Raw genomic sequence first — 22,506 nt, 5'->3', positions numbered from 1 at the left:
CGCAGCTCATGCCCGCAAACATGGAATAAGCCTTGTTTGCGGGTATTTCTCTCTATCCCATCTAATTAAAATATCTTACACTGTGTCAATTAGTTAGTTTCAAGCAAGGACAGTGTAAAGTGCTGAATATAATTCAATCAAATCGCATGGAAGCACTGCAAGCGCGGTTTCACGCTCTTCTTAAAGTTAATCCGCTAACGAGCCCTTTTAAAAAAGAAATTGTGCTCGTGCAGTCACCGGGTATGTCGCAGTGGCTAAAAATCGGTTTAAGCGAACACTTAGGGATTGCCGCTCAGGTTGATTTTCCGCTGCCTTCGAGTTTTATATGGCAGCTTTACCAACAATTATTACCAGATGTACCCAGTGAATCTCCGTATAACAAAGCGAACCTTGCTTGGAAGCTGTTTGCAATTTTACCAAACTGCATTGATGAGCCGCTGTATTTACCACTTAAAACCTATTTAGAAGGTGATAGCGAAGGCCAAAAAACCTTTGCTTTGTGCGAGAAAATTGCCGACGTTTATGACCAATACTTAATGTATCGCCCTAATTGGATTGCCACTTGGGAGCAGGGCATTGATGAACTTGATGATGTTGATGTGGGCATTGCACCATGGCAGCCAGATCTCTGGCGCAAGCTGGTGGCACACAGTAAAGAGCTTGGGCAAAGCCAATATCACCGCGCCAATATGCAAGACAAGCTGCTTGCAGCCCTTGAAAAAATGGACGCAAACCTATTACCTGAGCGTATTAGCTTATTTGGTATTTCTGCAATTGCGAGTAGCCAGCTTGAAGTATTTCAGGCCATTGCGAAAAAAACGCAGGTATTTTTGTTCTTCTTCAACCCCAGTGAGCATTACTGGGGCGACACGCTCGATGAAAAAACAGCAGCCAAGATTGCCGCTAAATATGCCAAACGCCCGCAGTTACAAGCGCTTGAAGACAGCGCGAAAAACCCTGATCACGAGTACTTTTTTATCGGTAACCCGTTACTCTCGTCGTGGGGTAAATTAGGCCGAGATTATTTTGAGCAGTTACTGCAACTAGATGCGCAATGGCTTGATGGATTCGATAACGAGTTTGATCAAAGCTTGTTATCGCAAATACAGTCTGAAATTTACCAATTAGCTTTTAAGGGTGAGTCATTAACGCCTGATAAAGAATGGTTTATTAATGACGAAGGCAAGTTGCCAATTCAGGCAGACGATACCAGCATTGTGCTGAGCGATTGTCACACGCCACTTCGTGAAGTAGAACGGCTACATGATTACTTACTCAATTTATTCAATGAAAATAAAGCGCTAACACCAAAAGATATTATTGTAATGATGCCAGATGTTGGCACATACAGCCCGTATATTGAGGCGGTGTTTGGTGGTGCCGAAGGGCGACGTTTTATTCCTTATGCGTTAGCCGATTTAGCGATAGAGCAAGAAAAACCAGTACTTAGCTCGTTTGCTAGTTTAGCCGATTTACCTTACTCACGCTTTGGTGTGTCTGACATTCTTGATTTACTGCAAGTCACACAAATTGCCGAGAAGTTTAACCTCGAATCCCATGAATATGAGCAAATTGGTTTTTGGCTTGAGCGTGTTGGCGTTAAATGGGGCTTAGATGCAGCCCACAAAGACAGTTTTGGCTTACCCGCAATAGATTTAAATACTTGGCAACATGGCCTAAACCGCTTGTTATTAGGTGTTGCACAACGTGATGAGCAATTGCCGTTTTCGGGGATTTACAGTGCCGATGAAGTTGAAGGTATGGCACTGAATACCTTAAATAAACTTATTGAATTTATTGATGTACTGGCCCGTTATAAAGCCAAGCTGCAAGCTGATGCACCACTTAACGAAAAGGCAGAAATTCTAAAAGAATTATTAAGCGATGTGTACAGCGATGAAGGTGAGCAAAGCTGGGATTTATTAGTGCTGCAAAAAGTGCTCGATACATTGATTAAGCATTATGACAATGGCGATTACCAACAAGCCGTTTCGCAGCGTATTGTGAGTTACTTGGTTAAACAAGGTATTCAAGAAAAAGGCGTAGGGCAGCGCTTTTTAGTGGGGCAAGTAAACTTTTGTACGTTGATGCCAATGCGTGCGGTGCCATTTAAAGTGGTGTGCATGCTAGGTTTAAATGATGCAGATTACCCGCGTACCGTTCAGCCAATCGGTTTTGACTTAGTGCCTTTCTCAAAACGCCAAAAAGGCGACCGCTCTCGCAAACTTGATGACCGTTACCTGTTTTTAGAAGCGATTTTAAGTGCCCGTGAGAATTTATACATCAGTTATATTGGTCGTTCTTGCTTTGATAACCAACCAAGAATGCCCTCAACTTTAGTGAGCGAGCTTTTGGAATACATAGCCCGTAGTTTTGAATTTGCTGATCAAGACACTCACTTAAAACTACCAGAGGCATTGATTAATTATCAGCACTTACAGCCATTTAACCCTGCTTATTATCTGACCACTAACAAAGAAGGTAATAAAAGCCAAACTGATGACGAGCAAAAAGCAAACAAACCATTAGCCACACAATTACACAGCTATAACCCAGTGTGGATGCCAACTCAAGCTGTTAACCCTGAACCTCAGCAAGCGCTCAGTGTTCAGCCAGAAAGCAGTGTTGAGTTAACTCAGTTTATTCGCAGTATTTGCCAGCCGCACGAGAGCTTTTATCAGCAAAGTTTGGGTTTACGCTTACCGCAATTTAACGATATTGCTAAAGATGAAGAGCCATTTAGTTTAGACGCATTACGCCGCTACTTTTATCTTGACGAAATTCTCGAAGCGAGCATTCAAGAAATTCCACTTAACAAAGCGCAAATAATGCAGCGCGGTGAATTACCTCAAGCCCATGTTGGCGATCTTGTGTTTGAAAGTATGCAGCACCGAGTTGATGCGCTTGCAGGGCAAGTGAAAACGCATATTCAAGGTGATGAAGCATTACCCGTTGAAGTCAATATTAAAATAGCCAATACCACTTTAGAAGGTTGGTTAAATCATATTTTTGGTCAAAAACAGCTGTTTTATCGCACCGCCAGTATTAAAGCAAAAGATGTAATTCGTGGCTTTGTACATCATTTAGTGGCGCAAATAATGGGTCAGCCTGTTGAAACCCTTATTCTTGGTTTAGACAAGCAAATTAGTTTTTCACCCTTGTCAGAAGACGATGCCCGCAGCTATTTAAATGATTGGTTCTCGCTGTATGAAACGCTTTTAACTCGCCCAGTGGCGTTTTTCCCAGTCAGTGGTTACGAGTATATAAAAACAGATAAAGACATGGCCAAAGCAAACAATAAATTTGCGCCGCAATATATTGGCATAGGTGAAGGTGAAAACCCATACATTCGCTTAACCATAAAAAACCTTAAAGACTGTGAAGACGAGTTTATAAAATGGAGCGAGCTGCTGTTATCGCCAATTGTTGAATTAGCACAGGAGGTAGATCATGCAAACGCTTAATCCAATGAGTATGGCACTGTGTGGGCAAAGCCTAATTGAAGCCAGTGCCGGTACTGGTAAAACCTACACCATCACAGGTTTGTATTTACGGTATTTGTTGGGCTTACAAAAAGCGACCGGTGAAGATGAACCATTAAATACGCCGCTGAGTGTTGAGCAAATACTGGTGGTGACATTTACTGAGGCCGCAACTCAAGAAATTAAAGACCGTGTGCGGGCGCGTATAATCAATGCCAGAGATGCACTGCTTGGTAAAAAGCCCGAAGATGAGCTGATTGAGCAAGTGATTAACGAGGTGAGTGATAAACACGCCGCATTTGATTTGCTAGACGCTGCGGCAAAGTCGATGGATGAAGCCGCTATATTCACCATTCATGGCTTTTGTCAGCGAATGCTGAAACAACATGCTTTTGAATCAGGGGTGGCGTTTAACTTAGAGTTTATTTTAGATGAGCGTGAGCTTATTCAAGAAACCCTTAATGACTTTTGGCGTGCCTTTGTTTACCCACAATCAAAAGAGCGTACCCAAGCAATTATCGATATTTTCCCTGTGCCCGTATCACTGTATTCACAGGTGGTGAGTTTACTCAATAAACAAGGGGCAACAATTACCCCTGAGTACAACCTTGACGATATATGGCAAGCGCGCGATAACTTTGTGGCAAAAGTACCGGCATTTAAAAAGGCGTGCCGTGAGAGTGAATTTATTAATGCTGTAAAAGCATCTGATCTGAGCAAGTCTAAAACACCTGCACATAAAAACAGCCTTGCAGCGCTTGAAGAATACCTAAACAATGACGAATTGTTTTTTGTATTTGGTACCAGTAAATACTCGTTTGAAGTGTGGAGCACAGAAAACTTAAGCGATCCTGCAAATTATAAGAAAAATGGCAGTTTGCTTAGTCACGAAATGCTGGCTCGGTTTGATGAAATGGCCACTCTCAGTAGCCTAATCAATAACGGGTTAAATATTGCGATAGTGCAATACGCTGCTAAATGGGTGGCAAATGCATTAGTTAAACGCAAGCAAGAGCAAGGCGTTATTACTCCAGATGATTTACTGAGCAACTTGCATCAGGCACTTTTAAGTGAGCAAGGCCAAGCGTTAAGTGAAAAAATTGCGGCTTTGTTTCCGGTTGCCATGATTGACGAATTCCAAGATACCGACCCAGTCCAATATGGCATTTTTAGCCGCATTTATGGCAATAAAAACACCACCCTTGCCATGATAGGCGACCCAAAACAGGCTATATATGGTTTCCGTGGTGCAGATATTTTTACTTATATTGGCGCAAAACAAGCCGTTTCAGATGACAAGCAATACACCCTAGATACCAACTATCGCTCAAGTGAAGGGGTTGTTGATAGCGTAAACCGCTTATTTGCTAAAAATGCTAATAGCTTTATTTATAACGATGCAATCCCATTTCAAAAGGTTAACGCCAAAGGAAAACAGCAAGAAAAAGCCTTTTTAATAAACGGTGAATTGCCCAGTGCGTTTGAATTTTCGGTTTTTGTTGATGAATACGCCGAAGCGAATAATAAGCCAACCAGCAAAGGGGTAGCTCAACAAGCGTTGGCTTTACAATATACGAAAAAAATTACTGAGCTACTTAAGCAAGCTGATGCCGGCGCTGCAACCATTGCAGGAGAACCACTTACTGCCGCCGATATCTGCGTGCTAGTGCGTGACCGAAACGAAGCACAGCTGATGAAAACCGCACTGGCAGAAGCCGCCATTGCCAGCGTGTATTTATCGCGTGATAGTGTGTTTAACCAAGAGCTTAGTCATCATTTACTGAACTTTTTAACGGCATTGCATGGTCAGTATGATGAGTCATTACTGCGTGGTGTATTAGCAGGGCCATTGTTTTGCTTAAGCTACAACAGTATTTATGCGCTTCACGAAAATGAAAGTGCATGGCAAGAACATTTAAACTTTTTTGCTCAGCTTGCTCACATTTGGCATAAACAAGGCGCTATGGCGATGCTCGAGCGTTTATTAAGCCATAATCAGCTTGCAGCACGTTGGCAAGGCTTAGGTTACAACGTTGAACGCTGGCTCACCGATTTCCGCCATTTAGGGGAAATATTACAGCAAAAGCAAATTGAGCTTGAGGGCACCCATCGATTGCTGCGTTGGTTTGCACAAAAAGTCAGTCAACAAGATGGTGAAGCGGTGCAAGTACGCCTAGAAAGCGATGCTAATTTGGTGAAAATTGTCACTATGCACGCCTCAAAAGGCTTAGAGTACCCGATTGTATTCATGCCGTTTGCCTGTGGCTATCGCGAAAGCAAAGAAGCCCTTTACCATAAAGACGGTAAGTTGATTTATGACCTTGCTAAAAGTGACGACGCAATGCAAAAAGCAGAGCAAGAGCGCTTAGCTGAAGATTTACGTTTACTTTATGTGGCATTGACACGTGCCGTGCATTTTTGTTCTGTGGGTATGTATAACATTGCCCAAGGTCGTAGCGCTCGCCCTGGTATTCAAAGTACCAGCATTGGCCACGTATTATTTGCAGGGTTAGAGATTAAATCGGGCGATGAATGGCGCGCGTTGTTACAACAATTTTGTGAAGGCTCTGCGCACATACACTATGAGGCATTTAGCCAAGCAGATGAGCTTGAAAAGTTAACATTTGCTGGTACAGACAGTGAGCAAGCCTATCAAGTTAATACTGTTAAAGCAGACATTCAGCGTGATTGGCGCTCAACCAGCTTTAGTAGCTTAACGCTGAAAAAGCATACTGATCACATTGAGCTTGGGCGCAGTGATGAAGACCACGAAAAAGATGAGTTTTTAGCCCAAAATGCCAATGCTTTAACACCTTACAGCTTCCCAAAAGGGGCAAAGCCGGGTAGTTGTTTGCATGAAATATTTGAGCAATTAGACTTTACTGACCCTTATGCGTTAACGCGCCCAGCTAGCGAGCAAGATGACCACGCCCTTGATAAAGTGATCAAAACGTTATTCGAAAAATACCATATTGACGATAGTTGGCAGGAAATGACCGAGCAGTGGATCCTTGCTGCACTGAATTGCCCATTAAACGATAAAGGGCTTAGTTTATCAGTACTTGAGCCCGATACCTGTTTGGTCGAAATGGAATTTAACTTACCGCTGTTATCGCTCTCAAGCGATAAGCTTAACCAAGTGTTAGTAAAACACTTTAACTTACCCGGGCAGCTTGATTTTAGTGAGGTACAAGGCTTACTAAAGGGCTTTATCGATTTAATATTTTGCTGGCAAGGTAAGTATTATATTCTTGATTATAAATCGAACTTTTTAGGCAATAGTGCGGCTGATTACCATCATGAGCAACTAGAGCAAGCCATGACCAGTCACCAGTATCATTTGCAGTATTTGATATATACCGTGGCATTGCACCGCTTATTAAAACAACGTATTCAAGATTACGATAGCGATACGCATTTAGGCGGTGTGTACTACACCTTCTTACGTGGTATGAGCGAAGGGCAAGGGGTGTATTTCAATCAGCTAACAAAACAGCAAATAACTGAGCTTGATAGCTTATTCGCACAAGGAGCCATGCTATGAGTCAAATGACATTCGGCTTTGATGACCATGAGCCAAACGAGCCAATGAATAAGGAACCACAACAGACAGCACAACATGCCCAAAGCGATTCAGTGTTGCCTGCCACAGAACTTAAAACACAGCCGTTACTGAGTTATTTATTTGAGGCAAAACGTATTCGCTTAGTTGATGTTAAACTCGCAGAGCTATTGACTGGCACAGAAACACTGGTAGAGAATAACGAAGCAGCGCACAGTGAGGTGTTTTACCTGATTTTATTACTTGCGGCCGCGCAGCAAAGTCAGCACAGCTGCTTAGAGCTTGCGAATATAAACTGGCAAAACCCGTTTGAAATTAAACAGCAAAGCTTTGCTGATGCCAGCATTGCAGCCCCTGAGGTTTTAACCCCGTTTGCTATGGAATTTGGCCTTAATGAGGCTGTTAATAAACTAATGAATGCTGAGTGCGTAGGGGACGACAAGCCACTACTGTTGTTTGCGAATAAACTTTATTTTGCCCGCTTGGCAGAGTACGAAACCACACTGGCTTCGCGTTTACATCATTTAGCAACGAAAGAACTCACCCTTGATGAAGCCGAATTAACGTCATTACTTGAGGTGTATTTTCCTAGCAGTGACCATACAACCAACCTAAGCGATCCTATTAAAACATTAAACTGGCAAAAAGTAGCCTGTGCGATTGCTGCAACAAAAGGCTTTAGTGTGATCACTGGCGGCCCGGGTACAGGTAAAACTACCACGGTAACTAAGCTACTGGCCATTTTACAATCTCTGTATGCCAGTGCACCGCTAACAATAAAGCTGGTTGCACCGACAGGTAAAGCGGCAGCGCGTTTAACCGAGTCGATTTTAGGGGCAAAGCAAAAGCTTAATATGATCCCTGATAATATCGCGCCACTTATTCCAGACAGTGCGCAAACGATTCACCGTTTACTAGGCGTTGTTCCGCATACCAATAAGTTTCGCCATAATAAGCGTAACCCACTGCATTTAGATGTACTGATCATTGATGAAGCCTCGATGGTTGATTTGTCGCTTATGGCAAAACTAATCGAGGCATTACCGAGCCATGCAAGACTTATTTTACTGGGTGATAAAGACCAATTAGCCTCGGTTGATACGGGCAGTATTCTTAGCGACCTATGCCAAGGGTTAGAGCTTGGCAAAATGCCTGATTACAGCACTGAAAGAGCAGCGCAGCTTAATCGCGTTTGTTTTAATAATCAGAGCGAAATACCCGCGGCAAGCAGTCATTTTGTACTTAACGATTGTATTGCGTTTTTACAGCAAAGTTATCGTTTTGATGGCAGTAGCGGCATTGGTCAATTAGCACAAGCTGTAAATACCAATAACAGTGGCTTACTGGGCTACGTTGAGCAAACGATCAATCAAGGTGGCTTTAAAGACCTTAAACTTAATTACAGCGTAATTAGTAAACCGATAGAGCAGTTTGTGCAACAAGCGGCGTTGCAATATCACGATTATTTGCAGCTTATCCAGCAAGGGGCAAGTGTTGCCAGTGTGCATAAAGCCTTTGCGCATTATCAGTTGCTGGCAGCCGTCAGAGAGGGAGATTATGGTGTAAATAGCCTTAATCAGCGTATTGAAAAAGCACTGGCTCAACAAGGTTTAATCTCGCCATATCAAAGGCATTACGTGGGTATGCCAATTATGATCAGCCAAAACGACTACCAGCTAAAACTGTTTAATGGCGACATAGGTATTTTAATGAATGATGAGCAAGGTCAGTTAAAAGCCATGTTTGTTGATGAACAAGAAAATATTCGCGCCTTTTCGCCCGCACGTTTACCTGCTCACGATAAAGTGTATGCCATGACAATTCATAAGTCGCAAGGTTCTGAATTTGCTTATACCGCAATGATTTTACCACCAATAAAACAGGCTAATCAGGGCATTAACAGGCAATTGGTTTACACGGGGATCACCCGCGCGAAAACCACATTTGAGCTGGTGGCCGATAAAAATATATTGCTCATGGCAATGAATAAATCTGTTACTCGTGCATCAGGTTTATACGATAGGTTAAAACATGAAGCTAGTTAAAGTAACGAGTGACCAACTCAACGAGTTAATGGGTTGGTTTAACACTGAGGCTGAGCTGCGTATTTGGTCAGGGCCATTTTTTAATTACCCATTTGATACGCAAAGCTTTAAACACGATTTAAACCTAGATGCGCTGAATTCCTACGCGTTGGTTAATGACGAAGGCCAGATGTTAGGGTTTGGTCAATACTATTTACGTGAAGGTCGTTGCCATTTAGGGCGGCTAGTTATCGCGCCAAGTGAACGTGGTAAAGGTCTTGCAAAAGTGTTGATAAATTTACTAGGAGAGCAGGGCAAACAGCAATTGCAGTGTGATAGCTTGTCGTTGTTTGTGTATAGCCACAATACCCTTGCTAAAGCAGCTTATGAAAAAATGGGGTTTATTCAAACTCAGTACCCCGCGGACATGCCACTCGATGGCTGTATTTATATGACCTGCTAAGAGCGTTTAAAGCTGCTTTTACGAAACAGATTAGGTTGCCAGCCAAAGTGTATGGCGCCTAATCTTAAACATACCGTCACAGCAAATGCGCCAAGAATGCACCAAATATAACTCACCTCAAGGGTGAATAAAGCCGCGTAAGTTAACCCGCCAGATAAGCAAGCGGTGGAATAGAGTTCTTCGCCCATTACTAAAGGCACTTCTCGGCAGATCACATCACGCATCAGGCCGCCAAAAATACCCGTGGTCATACCCATGGTGATGGCAACAATCATATCTGCGCCGCCAATTAGTGCCTTTTCGATACCAATAATGTTGAAAATTGCCATCCCTACGGCATCCATTAATAGCATGGTGGTGTTACTTAAATCGGGTAAGTGACGAATAGATAAAATAGAGGCGAATATGGCTATGTAAGTTGCGTACAAATAATCGGGCTGAGCTATCCAAAATACTGGTTTGTTAAGCAATATGTCTCGAAGTGTGCCACCACCTAGAGCTGTGACTGTGGCAACAACCACCACACCAAAACCACCAACACTTTTTTCATGGCCCAGCAAGGTGCCAGAAATAGCAAAAAACGCTACACCGATAATGCTTAAAAAATGAAAGTATTCTGATGTCATGGGGCTTCCTTACCTGTTTATAGTAATCTAACCCTAGCAAAATGAACTTTATTGATGCTGAACAGCTAAGAAAATAGGGCGGGTAGTGATGTCACCCGCCGGTAAGAAAATAATTATTATTTTAGATAATCAACCACTAATTGCGTCATTGCATTTACGCCAAGCTGTAAAGCTTTTTCGTCTGCAAAAAAGTGTGGTGAATGGTTACTAGGTGCTGTAACTGCATCTTGACCTTTTGGTGTGACACCTAAGAAAAAGAACATGCCTGGTGTTTCTAAGGCGTAGTAACTAAAGTCTTCGGCACCTGTGATAAGTGGCGTTGTGATCAGGTTTTCTTTGCCAACCACACCAGCAAGAGTTGGTGTCATTTTCTTGGTTAATTCAACATCGTTTACTGTTACTGGGTAACCATGATCAATGTGAACATGGGCTTCTGCGCCACCTGATTCAGCTACCATCTCAGCGGTTTTAGCTAAACGTTTTTTAATGTCAGCACGCATTTCTTGGTCAAAGGTACGGATTGTGCCAACCATTTCAACTTGATCAGGGATGATGTTGTTACGCACACCGCCATTAATGGCACCAAATGAAACCACCGAAGGCGCTTTGGTCACATCAACTTGGCGAGAAGCGATGGTTTGTGTTGCCATAATAATTTGTGATGACGCCACAATTGGGTCAACACCATTCCAAGGGCGAGAACCGTGAGTTTGGCGACCTTTTACTGTGATAGTAAATTTGTCGGCGCTGGCCATTAGCGGCCCTTCACGAAAACCAATTTGTCCGGTATTAAGTGAGCTGGTTACGTGTAAACCAAATACGGCTTCTGGTTTTTCTTTAAATAAGCCTTCTTTAAGCATCAGCTCAGCACCACCTTCTTCGCCATCTGGTGCACCTTCTTCAGCAGGTTGGAAGACAAACAGAATATCACCCGCTAGTTGGTCTTTAATTTTTACTAAAGACTCAGCGGCTGCCATTAAAATAGCCACATGGTTATCATGACCACAGGCATGCATTACGCCAACGGTATTGCCTTTGTACTCTGTTGTTTGAGTTGACGCGAAAGGTAAGTCTACTTGCTCTTTAACAGGGAGTGCATCCATATCAGCACGTAGCGCAATAAGCGGACCTTTTTTGCCCCCTTTAAGTTTGGCAACCACACCGGTATGAGCCACACCTGTTTGAACCTCAAGGCCTAACGAACGTAAATGCTTAGCCACGTATTTAGCTGTTTCAAACTCACGGTTACTAAGCTCTGGGTATTGGTGTAAATGACGGCGCCATTTAATGACTTTTTCGCTGACGCTTTTATTGGCAGATTTAAGTTCAGAATTAATATCACTCGCAAATGCAGGGGTAGAAATAGCACTGAGAAGTAGGCTGGTCGAAAGTAGTTTGTTTAACATCCCGTATCCTTTTATTATTTGGATATCCAAACAACCTGTGAAACGCTGAATTTTGCATTTTGAGATGGCTTGGATATATGCACACTACTCCAATGTAAGGATAAACACTTGAATGAACAAGACCTTTCGGTAATTAACCAAGACAAATGGTTTAAAAATCGCACACAAATATTTAGGGACAAGCTAGTAATAAATGCTAAATTAATCACCTTAAATGCGGGTGATGCATTGTTTTTGCGTGGTGATGAAAATACCGGTCTGTATTGTGTTATTAATGGCGTGCTTAGAGTTTCTGGGGTTAATAGCCAAGGCAAAGAAGCGGTGCTCAGTTTTGTAACCAGTGCAATGTGGTTTGGTGAAGTGGCTCTGTTTGATGGTGGTCAACGTACCCACGATGTGTATGCTCAAACTGCGGTACGGCTTTTACACGTTCCTGAGCGGGCATTAAGCCTGTTATTACAAGAACATCCTGCTTATTGGCATGACTTTGGGCTGCTGCTTACCAATAAAGTGCGAAACTTGTTTGACTCATTAGAAGATCACGCACTCCTTACAGCAAAGCAAAAGGTGAGTAAGCGTTTATGCATGCTTTATCAATCGTCACACCAAAGCTGTTTGCCGCTTACCCAGCAACAACTTGCCGATATGACCTATTTAACACGGCAAACCATTAATCAAATATTACAATCTCTGCAAGCTGATTCAATTATTAATCTTAAATATCAATCGATTGAAATTGTTGATATCGATAAATTGCAATCTCAATGCTAGTTTGGAACTAAAATTGCTACAAAGTTGTAATCAAGCTTAAATGGAAGACAACTTGTGGCAATTACATTTCATAATCAATATAACCCTTATCACGCTTCGGCTGCTGCTAAGTTGTCGCAAACAACCCGCATCGATGATGTGAAGGCCATGCATACGCCTGCATCTTCAGCACACCAACTTTTACAAAAGCAGTCTGAGCCCAGTTCTTTTTTAGCACAGGCGCAAGAAGCCTTGGTTTATCAGCGACTCGGGGTTGATAAAGAGAAAATTGACGAAATAAAAGCGCAAATAGAAAAACTTGCCGAACAAATGCAGCAACAAGGTGCCGACACCAAAGCACTGCAAGAAAAAATGAATGAGCTGCAAGCGATGCTTGATGAAGAGTATCAAAAAGGACGCGAACGCATGGATATGCAGCCAGAAGCTGAAAAAGGCAAAGTTATTGATGCGTTGGTTTAATGTGTGAGTTTAAGCTAGCTACTGTAAATGTCGGCTAGTTGACATTCTTGTTGGTGAATTTTCTGCTAATCTGAATTTTGATCACAGTTTTGGCAGGAAAAACAATGAAAACATTAAAACAACAACTGACAAATTACGCCCTCTATCACCGTTCTAAACGCAATATTGTCACTCACTTTATCGGCATCCCATTAATCGTGTTTGCGATTATTTGTTTATTGCAACGTGTCACGCTTATCTCTGAGCCTGCTGTTATCTCCTTGGCAACCGTGGTGATAGCATTCACTTGTCTTTATTACTTAATGCTTAGCTTATCTATGGGGTTAATTATGGCTGTATGCTTAAGTTTGTTAAGCATTGCTGCTGAGCCTGTGGTGTCGCTTTCAACAGAGTTATGGCTAGCTGTGAGCATTGGCAGTTTCGTGGTTGGTTGGGTGTTTCAGTTTATTGGTCACTATTTTGAAGGTAAAAAGCCAGCCTTTGTTGATGATTTAATTGGTTTGGTCATAGGGCCTTTATTTGTATTAGCAGAGCTCTTGATTATGCTTGGTTTTTATAAAGATATTGCTGATCATATCGAACAACATGCAGGGCCTAACAAAGCATAACAACAATAATAAGGAACATACATGCAATTAAATGGCAAAACAGTTTGGGTTACAGGGGCATCTTCTGGGATTGGTGAGGCACTTTGTGAGCAACTAGCAGCTAAAGGGGCAACGCTAATACTGTCTGCCCGCAATGAGGAAAAACTCAACGCTCTTAATACAAGACTCGGCGGTAATCATCATGTGGTCGCTCTTGATTTGGCAAAGCCCGAAGCCTTACTTGAAGATATGCCAGCAGTGATCGAGCGAATTGGCCGCATTGATGTGCTTATCAATAACGGTGGGGTGTCGCAGCGTAGTCTATTTTTAGAAAATGAATTTACGGTTTATCGCCAACTGATGGAAGTAAACTACTTTGGTTTAATTGCTTTAACTAAGGCGGTCGTGCCACAAATGGTGAAGCAAGGTATGGGCATGGTGGTATCAATTAGCAGTGTAGCGGGTAAAGTCGGTTCAAAGTTTAGAACGGGTTATTCGGGCTCTAAATATGCGGTCGTGGGCTTTATGGATTGCTTAAGAGCAGAACTAGCCGATAAAAATGTGAATTGCCTGACTATTTGCCCGGGTTCAATTAAAACAGCCATTGCGCATAATTCGTTAGATGGCCAAGGTAAACCGCAAAATAAGCCAGAGGAATCAATCGAAAACGGCATGGATGTGGCAAAAGCGGCTGCAAAAATGATTAAAGCCATAGAAGCCGAGAAAGATGAAGTTGTTATTGGTGAAGGAATAAGTGGTTTAGCACCGACTATCAAGCGTTTTTTCCCGGGCTTTTTTAATCGCCTTACAGCAAAAATGAATTACCGATAATCCATTGTCATTTGCCAGTGAATAATTCTCAGTAAACAATGCGCAGCTTGAGTTGCGCGTTTTTTGTACCGAACGGTCGGATTATTATCACTTTAATCGATAAAAGGCACTAGTTTGCTATGGTTAAACGGGGATGGATTAGCATACAATGGGGTAAAAGTAGTCCAAACAAGAGAGAACAACAATGGCCGCATTTGGTACTGTATTTATGCCACAAATGATCCAAGCACGTTTTGCTGATAACTCATGGAGTGAAAGCGCGCTGGTCCCATCTGATAAAATCGAATTACATGCGGGTGCTCACGTATTACATTACTCAAGCACCTGTTTTGAAGGATTAAAAGCTTTTCGTCACGAAGATGGCTCGGTCTATATCTTTCGTATGGATGCTAACATTGCGCGTATGAAACAAAGCTCTAAGTTACTTAACTTACCTGACTTTGACGAAAGCATGCTTGAGCAAATGATCAAAGACATTGTTAAAGAGTATGCAGACGAAACACCAGCACCGCCGGGTTCAATGTATATTCGCCCAACTCACATTGGTACAGAAGCGGCAATCGGTAAAGCGGCTGCACCGTCAATGAGTTCCTTGCTTTATGTATTACTTTCGCCAGTAGGTGATTATTTCTCAGGCGGTGCTACAGCATTACGTGTATTACTTGAAGAAGACGGCATGCGCTGCGCACCACACATGGGTATGGTTAAAAGTGGTGGTAACTACGCAAGTGCATTAGGTCCAATCTTAGAAGCTCGCTCAGAGCATCAAGCAGACCAAATTTTATTCTGCCCTGGTGGTGATGTACAAGAAACTGGTGCTGCAAACTTCATCCTAATTGATGGTGATGAGATCATCACAAAAGCACTTGATAGCACATTCTTACACGGTGTGACGCGTAATAGTATTTTAACGATTGCTAAAGATTTAGGTATGACAGTATCTGAGCGTAACTTTACAGTGTCTGAGTTACTAGAAAGAGCCGCTAAACCAGGTACTGAAGCTGCGTTATCAGGTACCGCTGCGGTACTTACCTCGGTTGGCACACTTATTCATAACGACCAAGAGTTTAAAGTGGGGTCGGGTGAACCAGGTGAGAAAGTTGCTAAATTACGCCAAGCATTGAATGATATTCAATGGGGTAAATCAGCAGATACTCATGGCTGGTTAACAAAAGTATAATCGCTGAGCAAATACATACTTTGAAGAGCCACGTTACTACGTGGCTTTTTTGTTTTTACATTGGTTTACAGCACTTCCTGTGTTTAACCGCAAATTACTAGACATTCTAATGCTTTAATTTTACTTTCATTTTATTAACAATAACTAAAAGTAAATTTATTATGATCAAGAAAACACTAGCATGTGCAATTGTTGTTGCATTGGCGGGCTGCGGTGAATCCACCCCAACAAAAACAGAACAAACAGTGAAAACTGCAGAGGTTAAAGCTGCTGTGAATTATCCAGAAACTAAAAAAGGCAATGTTGTTGACGAGTACTTCGGTGAAAAAGTAGCCGATCCGTATCGTTGGTTAGAAGACGATATGAGCGACGAAACAGCCCAGTGGGTTAAAGCCGAAAATGACGTTACCTTTTCTTATCTAAAAAATATTCCGTATCGCGATGAGCTAAAAACTACGCTTGAAAAGCTGATGAACTACGAAAAAGTCACAGCGCCATTTAAAGAGGGTGAGTACACCTACTTTTATAAAAACGATGGTCTGCAAAATCAGTACGTAGTTTATCGTAAAAAAGGCGACTCTGAAGCTGAGGTGTTCTTAGATCCTAATACCTTCAGTAGTGACGGCACAACTTCAATGTCGGGCTTAACATTCACAGAAGATGGCACTTTAGCGGCTTATCAAATCTCTGAAGGCGGCAGTGACTGGCGTAAAATTATCATTATTGATACTGCGACTAAACAACCAATTGAAGAAGCATTAGTCGATGTAAAATTCAGTGGTATCTCTTGGCTTGGCAACGAAGGTTTCTATTATTCGAGCTACGATAAGCCTAAGGGTAGTGAGCTGTCTGCAAAAACAGATCAACATAAAGTTTACTACCATAAGTTAGGTACATCACAAGCGGACGACCAATTAATTTATGGCGGCACAGAGGCACAGAAACATCGTTATATTGGTGCGGAAGTGACCCGTGATAATCGTTATTTAATTATTGCTGCAAGTACTTCAACTTCAGGTAATAAACTGTTTATCAAAGATTTAACTAAGCCTGACAGCGAGCTAGTGACGATTTTAGATAACACTGACTCAGATACCTCAATTATTGATAATGACGGCTCAAAACTATATTTGGTGACTAACTTAAACGCACCCAATATGCGTGTAGTGACTGTTGATGCAACTGATCCAAGCCCTGAAAATTGGCAAGATTTAATCCCTGAAACTGACAATGTACTTAGCATTTCGAAAGGCGGTGACTACTTCTTTGCTAAGTATATGGTTGATGCGATTTCGCTAGTAAAACAATACGATAAATCAGGTAAATTGGTGCGTGACATTAGCCTGCCAGGTGTAGGTACTGCATATGGCTTTAGTGGCAAGCACGATGCACAAACACTGTATTACTCATTTACGAATTACACTACACCAGGCAATACCTATTCGTTTGATGTTGAATCAGGTAAGTCTGATGTGTACCGCAAGTCGGGCGCTAAATTTAATAGCGAAGAATATATCTCTGAACAAGTGTTCTATACATCAAAAGATGGCACCAAAGTTCCGATGATTATTTCGTACAAAAAAGGCACTGAGCTTAACGGTAAAAATCCGACTATTTTATATGGCTATGGTGGCTTTAACGTAAGTCTAACACCAAGTTATAGCCCTACAGTAGCGGCGTGGCTTGAGCACGGTGGCATCTATGCTGTTGCTAATATTCGTGGTGGTGGCGAATATGGTAAAGAATGGCATGTAAATGGTACACAGCTTAAGAAACAAAATGTATTTGATGACTTTATTGCTGCGGCTGAGTACTTAAACAAAAAACAATACAGCTCACCTGATTACTTAGCGGTACGTGGTGGCTCAAATGGTGGCTTATTAGTTGGTGCGGTTATGACACAGCGTCCTGAGCTATTTAAAGTTGCGCTTCCTGCTGTAGGTGTTTTAGATATGCTGCGTTACCACACCTTTACAGCCGGTGCTGGTTGGGCGTATGACTACGGTACGAGTGAACAAAGTAAAGAAATGTTCGAGTACTTAAAAGGTTACTCACCAGTTCATAATGTAAAAGAGGGTGTTAGCTACCCAGCAACCTTAGTAACAACAGGGGATCATGATGACCGTGTTGTGCCTGCGCATTCATTTAAGTTTGCAGCAGAGCTACAAGAAAAAGGTGCGAAACAAAATCCGTATCTTATTCGCATTGAAACAAATGCAGGCCATGGTGCAGGAACACCAACAAGTAAGATCATTGATCAATACGCTGATATTTATGGCTTTACCCTATACAACATGGGTGTTAAATCGCTATAAGATATTACTTAACTAAAATGAAAACGCCGAGCTAAGCTCGGCGTTTTTGTATCGAATAATCGAGATGTTTATAAATCGATACCCAGCGCGAAAATCATTTTGTAATCTTCTTTTTCTGGTACTACACCGTTTTCATCGGCAATCGGGTCGGCAAGGTAATCCCAAACTAATGACACATCAAAATCGATATCATCTGTGATTTCAAATTCAAACGCAGCCAAAGCATATTGTGAGTCACCGCCAGCATCACTGCTTGCAGTTAGGTAGCGATAATTTAATGAAAAATCGATTTTCTTAGTGATTTCTAACTCATAATTTGTAGAAATAAACCAAGACATTGATGAGTTACTCTTATCTTCTCCAGCTGCTACAGTGTCAAATTGGGTTTTTTGATAAGCAGGCCCCGCTGTAAAATCCCATTCTGTTTTGTCGGTATCTATCACATAATAACCAACACCGGCGCCGACAGTGTATTTATTGGCGATATTTTGGAACGGGTCACGATAGTATTCGAAGAAAATAGGGCGATAATACATTTTTTGTGTGTAAAACCAGTCAAATGTACCGTTAGCACGAATATTGTTTTTAGTAATTTGATCATCACTGGTAGTGCGATAGCCTAAAATCTCAGATAAAAATCGACTTGAAGCAGTACGGCGCTTTATGTCAGCTTTAATAGAATATTCAGTTTGGTCAGTATTTCCACGGGCCAAATCTGCACCCATGGATAACTTTACAGTCCATGCACTGAGTTCGCTTTCAACTGAGGGAGCAATTGAGACTAAATCGCGATAACGGTATTTAGCTTCTTGTTCGCCAACTTTTACATAACCGCCCGATATATTAAGTGTACCACTGAGCTCGTTGCCATCGTTAAAGCGAACCGTATGATGGCGATCTGAAATAATCATATAGATATCTTCGCGATCAATCATTAATGTATCAAGAATGTCGCTGTCAAACTCAACTTCTTTGTCGTACAAAGAGACAAGCTCGCCTTTGAGCCATTCGCCAGAATTAAGTCGCACCCAATCAAAGTGGGTTGCATCTTTAATTATTATGCCGCGCTCTTCGAGAAGCGGATCTGGAAGTGTTTCTGTGCTATAGCAAGCAAATGAACTTGCAACAGCTGCACTAATGAGCAGGTATTTTTTGAGCATTATTTCAATCCATGTTAAATAGAATGCATCTAAAGAAGTGCGATTATTTATTAATAACCTGCTTGATTTTAGAACACTATCAAATAGTGTTCAAAAATTACTTAAGCAGAGGGCAAAAACAAACGCTGATAGGTTTTGTAGGCGTATTCGTCACTCATTCCTGACAAATAATCACAGATTATGCGCATCGCATTATCGCCTTGTTGGTGCGCATTTAGCCACATTTCTTGCGTTGTTTCTGGTAATAAGCGCATTGGGTCGCTGGCAAAAGCACTAAATAATTCAATCAGCAGGTTTTGCCCTTTAAACTCCACTTGCTGCATCTTTGGCTCACGAATTAAGCGTTTAAAAACAAAATGTTTTAGCACGTTAAGAATTTCGGCAAATTCATCTGGAAGACTCACCGTGTATTGTAATATTTCAGATTCGAAATCTGCGTTTTGTACAACTAACTGAGCGTTAATAATAAAGGTGTTTACCAACTCACCAATGGCGTCTTTACGCTCATACTCGTGATGAGAAAAGAGTCTGGCGGTTATCGAGCTTAAATGAGTGGTTAGCCACGCAGAGTCAAGCTCTTGTAGTTGTACAAGGGCATGATTTTGCCAATCAGCCAACGTTAAAACCTCTGTTGCTATAGCGTCTTCTAAATCATGAACGGCATACGCAATATCGTCAGCTAATTCCATAATTGCTGAGTCTATCGATTTATAGTGGGTTTTGGCTCTAAATTCATCAACCTTATAATGACTGCTCAGCAGTGCTTTATCGTTATTAGACAGTGGCTCCATGATCCAGTCGAAAATATCTTTATCGTCGGTGTATAACCCCTTAGCTGGTCGCCAATGGTCAGCTTTAATAAAGCTACGCTGCTCGCTCAAAGGTGGAATGCTGTGCCACAAATCATCAATGAAGGCTGGATATTTAATAAAACCTAACAAGGTGCGCCTGGTTAAGTTCATGCCATAGCCATTTGAATAGGGCTCAAGCTTAGAGACAATTCTAAGTGTTTGCGCGTTACCTTCAAAGCCACCATGATCGCGCATCATGTAATTTAATGCTATTTCACCACCATGACCAAAAGGAGGGTGGCCAATATCATGAGCAAGGCATAAGGTTTCGAGTAAACTACCGCTAGGAAAATTCGTAAATTCAGGGTGCTGCTTTTTCAAATGGCGTAATAAACCACTGCCAATTTGGGCAACTTCTAAAGAATGAGTAAGACGAGTTCTATAAAAATCATTTAAGCCAATACCCATAATCTGAGTTTTGGCCTGCAAACGCCTAAATGCTGCGGCGTGTATGATTCGAGAGCGGTCAACCTGCCAAGCTGAGCGGTTATCGTTTGGACGATATTTTTGTTGATTAATAATGCGAGCTTGCCAAGATTGGCACATAAAAATAACCTTCCTATTCCTTGTTTGCTTACTTTTCAGTATACGCAAGCGCTTGAAAATTGCGAGCAAACTACACTGTTACGTCAATAGTTTGTCCCTTTTATGGGTGGTTTTATAGTGCTGAATTCGCTAAAAATCATCTGCTTTGGTATACTTCGCCTTTGTGTGTGCGTGAGTTAACCGCACATGAGTAGTAGTTTATTTGAGAGAATACATGCTTAAGTACGTTTTTCGAGCTTTATTAACCGCTTTTTTTGCATGGGCGTTATTTTCGCCATTTATCGAAAAAGAAGTGACAGTTGAAGAATCTGAACAAACTCAGAGCACGCCTACCGGAACCCAGCGCGTAATCAAAAAAGAAAAACCATTACATAATGTAAAACTGCCTGACTTTGCAGCATTTACTGATGTAAAAGAGAAGAAACATGCTTTTTTTGATTTTATTCGCCCACATGTTGAGGCCGAAAATAAAAAAATTTTACAGCAGCGAGCTAAACTAGAAATTGCGCGCATGATGCTTGAGTACAATGAGCCGCTTACGAGCAAGCAAAAGTCAGATATTAAAAAAATTCTTACCAGCTACAAGTTGCCTAACACTATTGACACTTTATCGCTTACCCAAGCACTACGTCGAGTTGATATCATTCCTAAAGAGCTTGCGCTAATGCAAGCAGCAAATGAATCAGCATGGGGCACGTCACGCTTTGCACGGATTGGTTTAAACTTTTTCGGTCAATGGTGTTACAAAAAGGGTTGTGGCATGGTTCCTCGTCGCCGTGCTAACGAAGCGGCCCATGAAGTGACAGCATTTAAATCGGTACGTGCTGCTGTAAGCTCATATTTTAAAAATATTAATACCCATGCTGCGTATAAAGATTTACGATTAATTCGTGCCGATTTACGTCGCCAGCAAAAACCTATAGAAGCAACCAAGTTAACACAAGGTTTGTTATCATACTCTGAGCGCCGTGAAGCATATATTGATGAATTAAACACTATGATAAATCAAAATAGAGCTTACTTTGATGAATAAACTCCTTCCATGGTTAAAAGCAGCAACCATCGCGGTTGCGCTAAGCGCGGTTTCCTCTAAAGCCGCAGCAACTGAATTTGTTATTGCTTATGATGGCTTTTATGATCGTTTAAAAGTCGTGAATAAAGGTGAGTTTCAATACGCTCAAGTTAACTTTTATTTGTCTGATATTGCTAGTAACGAAGTATGCACTATTAAATCAGGTAAAATAATTACAGAAAAACAAGAGTTTGACTTAACTTATACAGATAAAGCTCAGTTACTTTTACCTTTTGATAAGCAATTAGATACAGATAAAGCTGTTATTGTTGTGCAACCAGAAAACCCTAAACATGAATGCCAATTAAAGTTACAGATTGAAGCGACTGATTTGGCAGATTTTGAACTTAGTAAAGCAAACTTATATACGTTAAATGAAGAGTTTGACGAGCTGTTATCTGATTTATCAGGCTTTTTTGTCAGCAAATTAATGTGGTTTTTGCTTCCTGAACAACAAGGTGTTGTACTTAAATTTAATGGTCAAGACGCTATCTCGGCAAATGGCGTTAGCTGTAAAGAGCAGCGTTGCTCAATAAAAGTAACAGACGAATGGCAAGACGATAACACAGTGTTAAACAGTCATGCTGAGCTTATCAGCGCCACACCTTGGATTGTTAAATAACGGACTATATATTGGCTAAAAGCGTTTAAACTTCGACAAAAGGGACCTTAATTAGGTCCTTTTTTCGTTGTGAAGCACAGATAGTTCTTATGTTTCTTTTTTCAAAAGTTTATCTCAGCATTTAGACGTATGAGCAAAATTGAAAATTCATCGTAGTTAGTACAATTACTATGACTGTTTCTTTGCTCTAAATTATTCCCTTGATTCATATTTTTCCTAACTATTTGTATTGCTGTGTATTTAAGGTTCAGTGTGTTTTGAAACATAGAAATAGTCGGAATGTATTAGTTTTCTCTGATTGTTTTTTATTATAGAAAAAAGACTTGATTGTATATTGCTAGCCTGATCTTTACTTAATTATTAAGTGCTAACTTTCTATTTTTAAATGAATTTTTAAGGAATGAAAATATAGATTTAGATCAAGTTACTTAGCTATAACTGGCTTAAAGTAAAACTATAAAGTTCTCAATATAGGTAGTTATAGGTAAGCGTAACTAATAGCACACATTAACGGTAATTGGTTTTCTCGGGTGGATCAATTTTGTTGAC

Annotated in this window: 15 protein-coding genes and 1 pseudogene; 12 read left to right on the top strand and 4 right to left on the bottom strand. The window is 41.3% G+C overall.

The window, feature by feature from the left end; genetic code table 11:
- Positions 1-119: 119 nt before the first annotated feature.
- From recC to CWB80_RS16875, 4 genes are read left to right on the top strand one after another with little or no spacing between them, the layout of a single operon-like run.
- Positions 120-3,464: an exodeoxyribonuclease V subunit gamma gene (gene recC, locus CWB80_RS16890; RefSeq protein ID WP_138602422.1), complete on the top strand. Its 3,345-nt coding sequence runs from the start codon at positions 120-122 to the stop codon at positions 3,462-3,464.
- Positions 3,451-7,026 carry an exodeoxyribonuclease V subunit beta gene (gene recB, locus CWB80_RS16885; protein WP_138602424.1) on the top strand — a complete coding sequence of 1,192 codons (3,576 nt, stop codon included), beginning with the start codon at positions 3,451-3,453 and terminating at the stop codon, positions 7,024-7,026. The genes recC and recB overlap by 14 nt, the downstream gene beginning before the upstream one ends.
- Positions 7,023-9,089, top strand: a complete 2,067-nt coding sequence (gene recD / locus CWB80_RS16880; protein WP_502705012.1) for an exodeoxyribonuclease V subunit alpha — start codon at positions 7,023-7,025, stop codon at positions 9,087-9,089. The genes recB and recD overlap by 4 nt, the downstream gene beginning before the upstream one ends.
- On the top strand, positions 9,076-9,531 hold the full coding sequence (locus CWB80_RS16875) for a GNAT family N-acetyltransferase (protein WP_054553031.1): 456 nt from the start codon (positions 9,076-9,078) through the stop codon (positions 9,529-9,531). Before recD ends, CWB80_RS16875 begins: the two co-directional genes overlap by 14 nt.
- Here CWB80_RS16875 and CWB80_RS16870 read toward each other — a convergent pair.
- Positions 9,528-10,157: a trimeric intracellular cation channel family protein gene (locus CWB80_RS16870; RefSeq protein WP_054553032.1), complete on the bottom strand. Its 630-nt coding sequence runs from the start codon at positions 10,155-10,157 to the stop codon at positions 9,528-9,530. The two genes, CWB80_RS16875 and CWB80_RS16870, sit on opposite strands and share 4 nt — an antisense overlap.
- 116 nt (positions 10,158-10,273) lie before the next feature.
- Entirely contained in the window at positions 10,274-11,563 is a 1,290-nt protein-coding gene (locus tag CWB80_RS16865; RefSeq protein WP_138602426.1) for an amidohydrolase, read from the bottom strand.
- Between the two features lie 108 nt (positions 11,564-11,671).
- On the opposite strand from CWB80_RS16865, the gene CWB80_RS16860 reads away from it, so the two are divergent.
- From CWB80_RS16860 to CWB80_RS16835, 6 genes and pseudogenes are all read left to right on the top strand, one after another.
- A complete protein-coding gene (locus CWB80_RS16860) occupies positions 11,672-12,334 on the top strand; it encodes a Crp/Fnr family transcriptional regulator (RefSeq protein ID WP_138602428.1) in 663 nt (220 codons plus the stop codon).
- A 54-nt stretch (positions 12,335-12,388) separates the two neighbouring features.
- Positions 12,389-12,793, top strand: coding sequence for a hypothetical protein (locus CWB80_RS16855; protein WP_138602430.1), 405 nt, complete (start codon positions 12,389-12,391; stop codon positions 12,791-12,793).
- Positions 12,794-12,897: 104 nt separating this feature from the next.
- Positions 12,898-13,401 carry an Mpo1 family 2-hydroxy fatty acid dioxygenase gene (locus CWB80_RS16850; RefSeq protein WP_138602432.1) on the top strand — a complete coding sequence of 168 codons (504 nt, stop codon included), beginning with the start codon at positions 12,898-12,900 and terminating at the stop codon, positions 13,399-13,401.
- Positions 13,402-13,422: 21 nt separating this feature from the next.
- Entirely contained in the window at positions 13,423-14,211 is a 789-nt protein-coding gene (locus CWB80_RS16845; RefSeq protein WP_138602434.1) for an SDR family oxidoreductase, read from the top strand.
- Positions 14,212-14,389: 178 nt separating this feature from the next.
- Positions 14,390-15,391 (top strand): annotated as a pseudogene (locus tag CWB80_RS16840) (branched-chain amino acid aminotransferase); the annotation flags it as partial.
- Positions 15,392-15,552: 161 nt separating this feature from the next.
- Positions 15,553-17,706, top strand: a complete 2,154-nt coding sequence (locus CWB80_RS16835) for a prolyl oligopeptidase family serine peptidase (RefSeq protein WP_138602438.1) — start codon at positions 15,553-15,555, stop codon at positions 17,704-17,706.
- Between the two features lie 68 nt (positions 17,707-17,774).
- Here the strand turns inward: CWB80_RS16835 and CWB80_RS16830 are convergent, their stop codons facing one another.
- Positions 17,775-18,866, bottom strand: coding sequence for a DUF481 domain-containing protein (locus tag CWB80_RS16830; protein ID WP_138602440.1), 1,092 nt, complete (start codon positions 18,864-18,866; stop codon positions 17,775-17,777).
- 101 nt (positions 18,867-18,967) lie between these two features.
- Positions 18,968-20,263 carry an anti-phage deoxyguanosine triphosphatase gene (locus CWB80_RS16825; RefSeq protein WP_138602443.1) on the bottom strand — a complete coding sequence of 432 codons (1,296 nt, stop codon included), beginning with the start codon at positions 20,261-20,263 and terminating at the stop codon, positions 18,968-18,970.
- A gap of 214 nt (positions 20,264-20,477) precedes the next feature.
- Between CWB80_RS16825 and CWB80_RS16820 the strand changes: the two genes are divergently transcribed.
- Together CWB80_RS16820 and CWB80_RS16815 are read left to right on the top strand one after the other, a co-directional pair.
- Complete coding sequence (locus tag CWB80_RS16820) at positions 20,478-21,296, top strand: glucosaminidase domain-containing protein (RefSeq protein ID WP_054553042.1); 819 nt, start codon at positions 20,478-20,480, stop codon at positions 21,294-21,296.
- Positions 21,289-21,957, top strand: a complete 669-nt coding sequence (locus tag CWB80_RS16815) for a DUF2987 domain-containing protein (RefSeq protein WP_138602445.1) — start codon at positions 21,289-21,291, stop codon at positions 21,955-21,957. Before CWB80_RS16820 ends, CWB80_RS16815 begins: the two co-directional genes overlap by 8 nt.
- Positions 21,958-22,506: the final 549 nt, after the last annotated feature.

It is taken from the genome of Pseudoalteromonas sp. S1650 (assembly GCF_005887195.1).
Classification (GTDB): domain Bacteria; phylum Pseudomonadota; class Gammaproteobacteria; order Enterobacterales; family Alteromonadaceae; genus Pseudoalteromonas; species Pseudoalteromonas simplex.
Note: the sequence above shows the minus strand (reverse complement) of the source record. Positions and strands in the feature narration are given on the sequence as shown.

Bases quoted from the DNA above. Each gene is read 5' to 3' on its own strand.
- recB (WP_138602424.1), top strand. From the start codon at position 3,451: ATGCAAACGCTTAATCCAATGAGTATGGCACTGTGTGGGCAAAGCCTA.
- recD (WP_502705012.1), top strand. From the start codon at position 7,023: ATGAGTCAAATGACATTCGGCTTTGATGACCATGAGCCAAACGAGCCA.
- CWB80_RS16875 (WP_054553031.1), top strand. From the start codon at position 9,076: ATGAAGCTAGTTAAAGTAACGAGTGACCAACTCAACGAGTTAATGGGT.
- CWB80_RS16870 (WP_054553032.1), bottom strand. From the start codon at position 10,157: ATGACATCAGAATACTTTCATTTTTTAAGCATTATCGGTGTAGCGTTT.
- CWB80_RS16865 (WP_138602426.1), bottom strand. From the start codon at position 11,563: ATGTTAAACAAACTACTTTCGACCAGCCTACTTCTCAGTGCTATTTCT.
- CWB80_RS16850 (WP_138602432.1), top strand. From the start codon at position 12,898: ATGAAAACATTAAAACAACAACTGACAAATTACGCCCTCTATCACCGT.
- CWB80_RS16845 (WP_138602434.1), top strand. From the start codon at position 13,423: ATGCAATTAAATGGCAAAACAGTTTGGGTTACAGGGGCATCTTCTGGG.
- CWB80_RS16835 (WP_138602438.1), top strand. From the start codon at position 15,553: ATGATCAAGAAAACACTAGCATGTGCAATTGTTGTTGCATTGGCGGGC.
- CWB80_RS16830 (WP_138602440.1), bottom strand. From the start codon at position 18,866: ATGCTCAAAAAATACCTGCTCATTAGTGCAGCTGTTGCAAGTTCATTT.
- CWB80_RS16825 (WP_138602443.1), bottom strand. From the start codon at position 20,263: ATGTGCCAATCTTGGCAAGCTCGCATTATTAATCAACAAAAATATCGT.
- CWB80_RS16820 (WP_054553042.1), top strand. From the start codon at position 20,478: ATGCTTAAGTACGTTTTTCGAGCTTTATTAACCGCTTTTTTTGCATGG.
- CWB80_RS16815 (WP_138602445.1), top strand. From the start codon at position 21,289: ATGAATAAACTCCTTCCATGGTTAAAAGCAGCAACCATCGCGGTTGCG.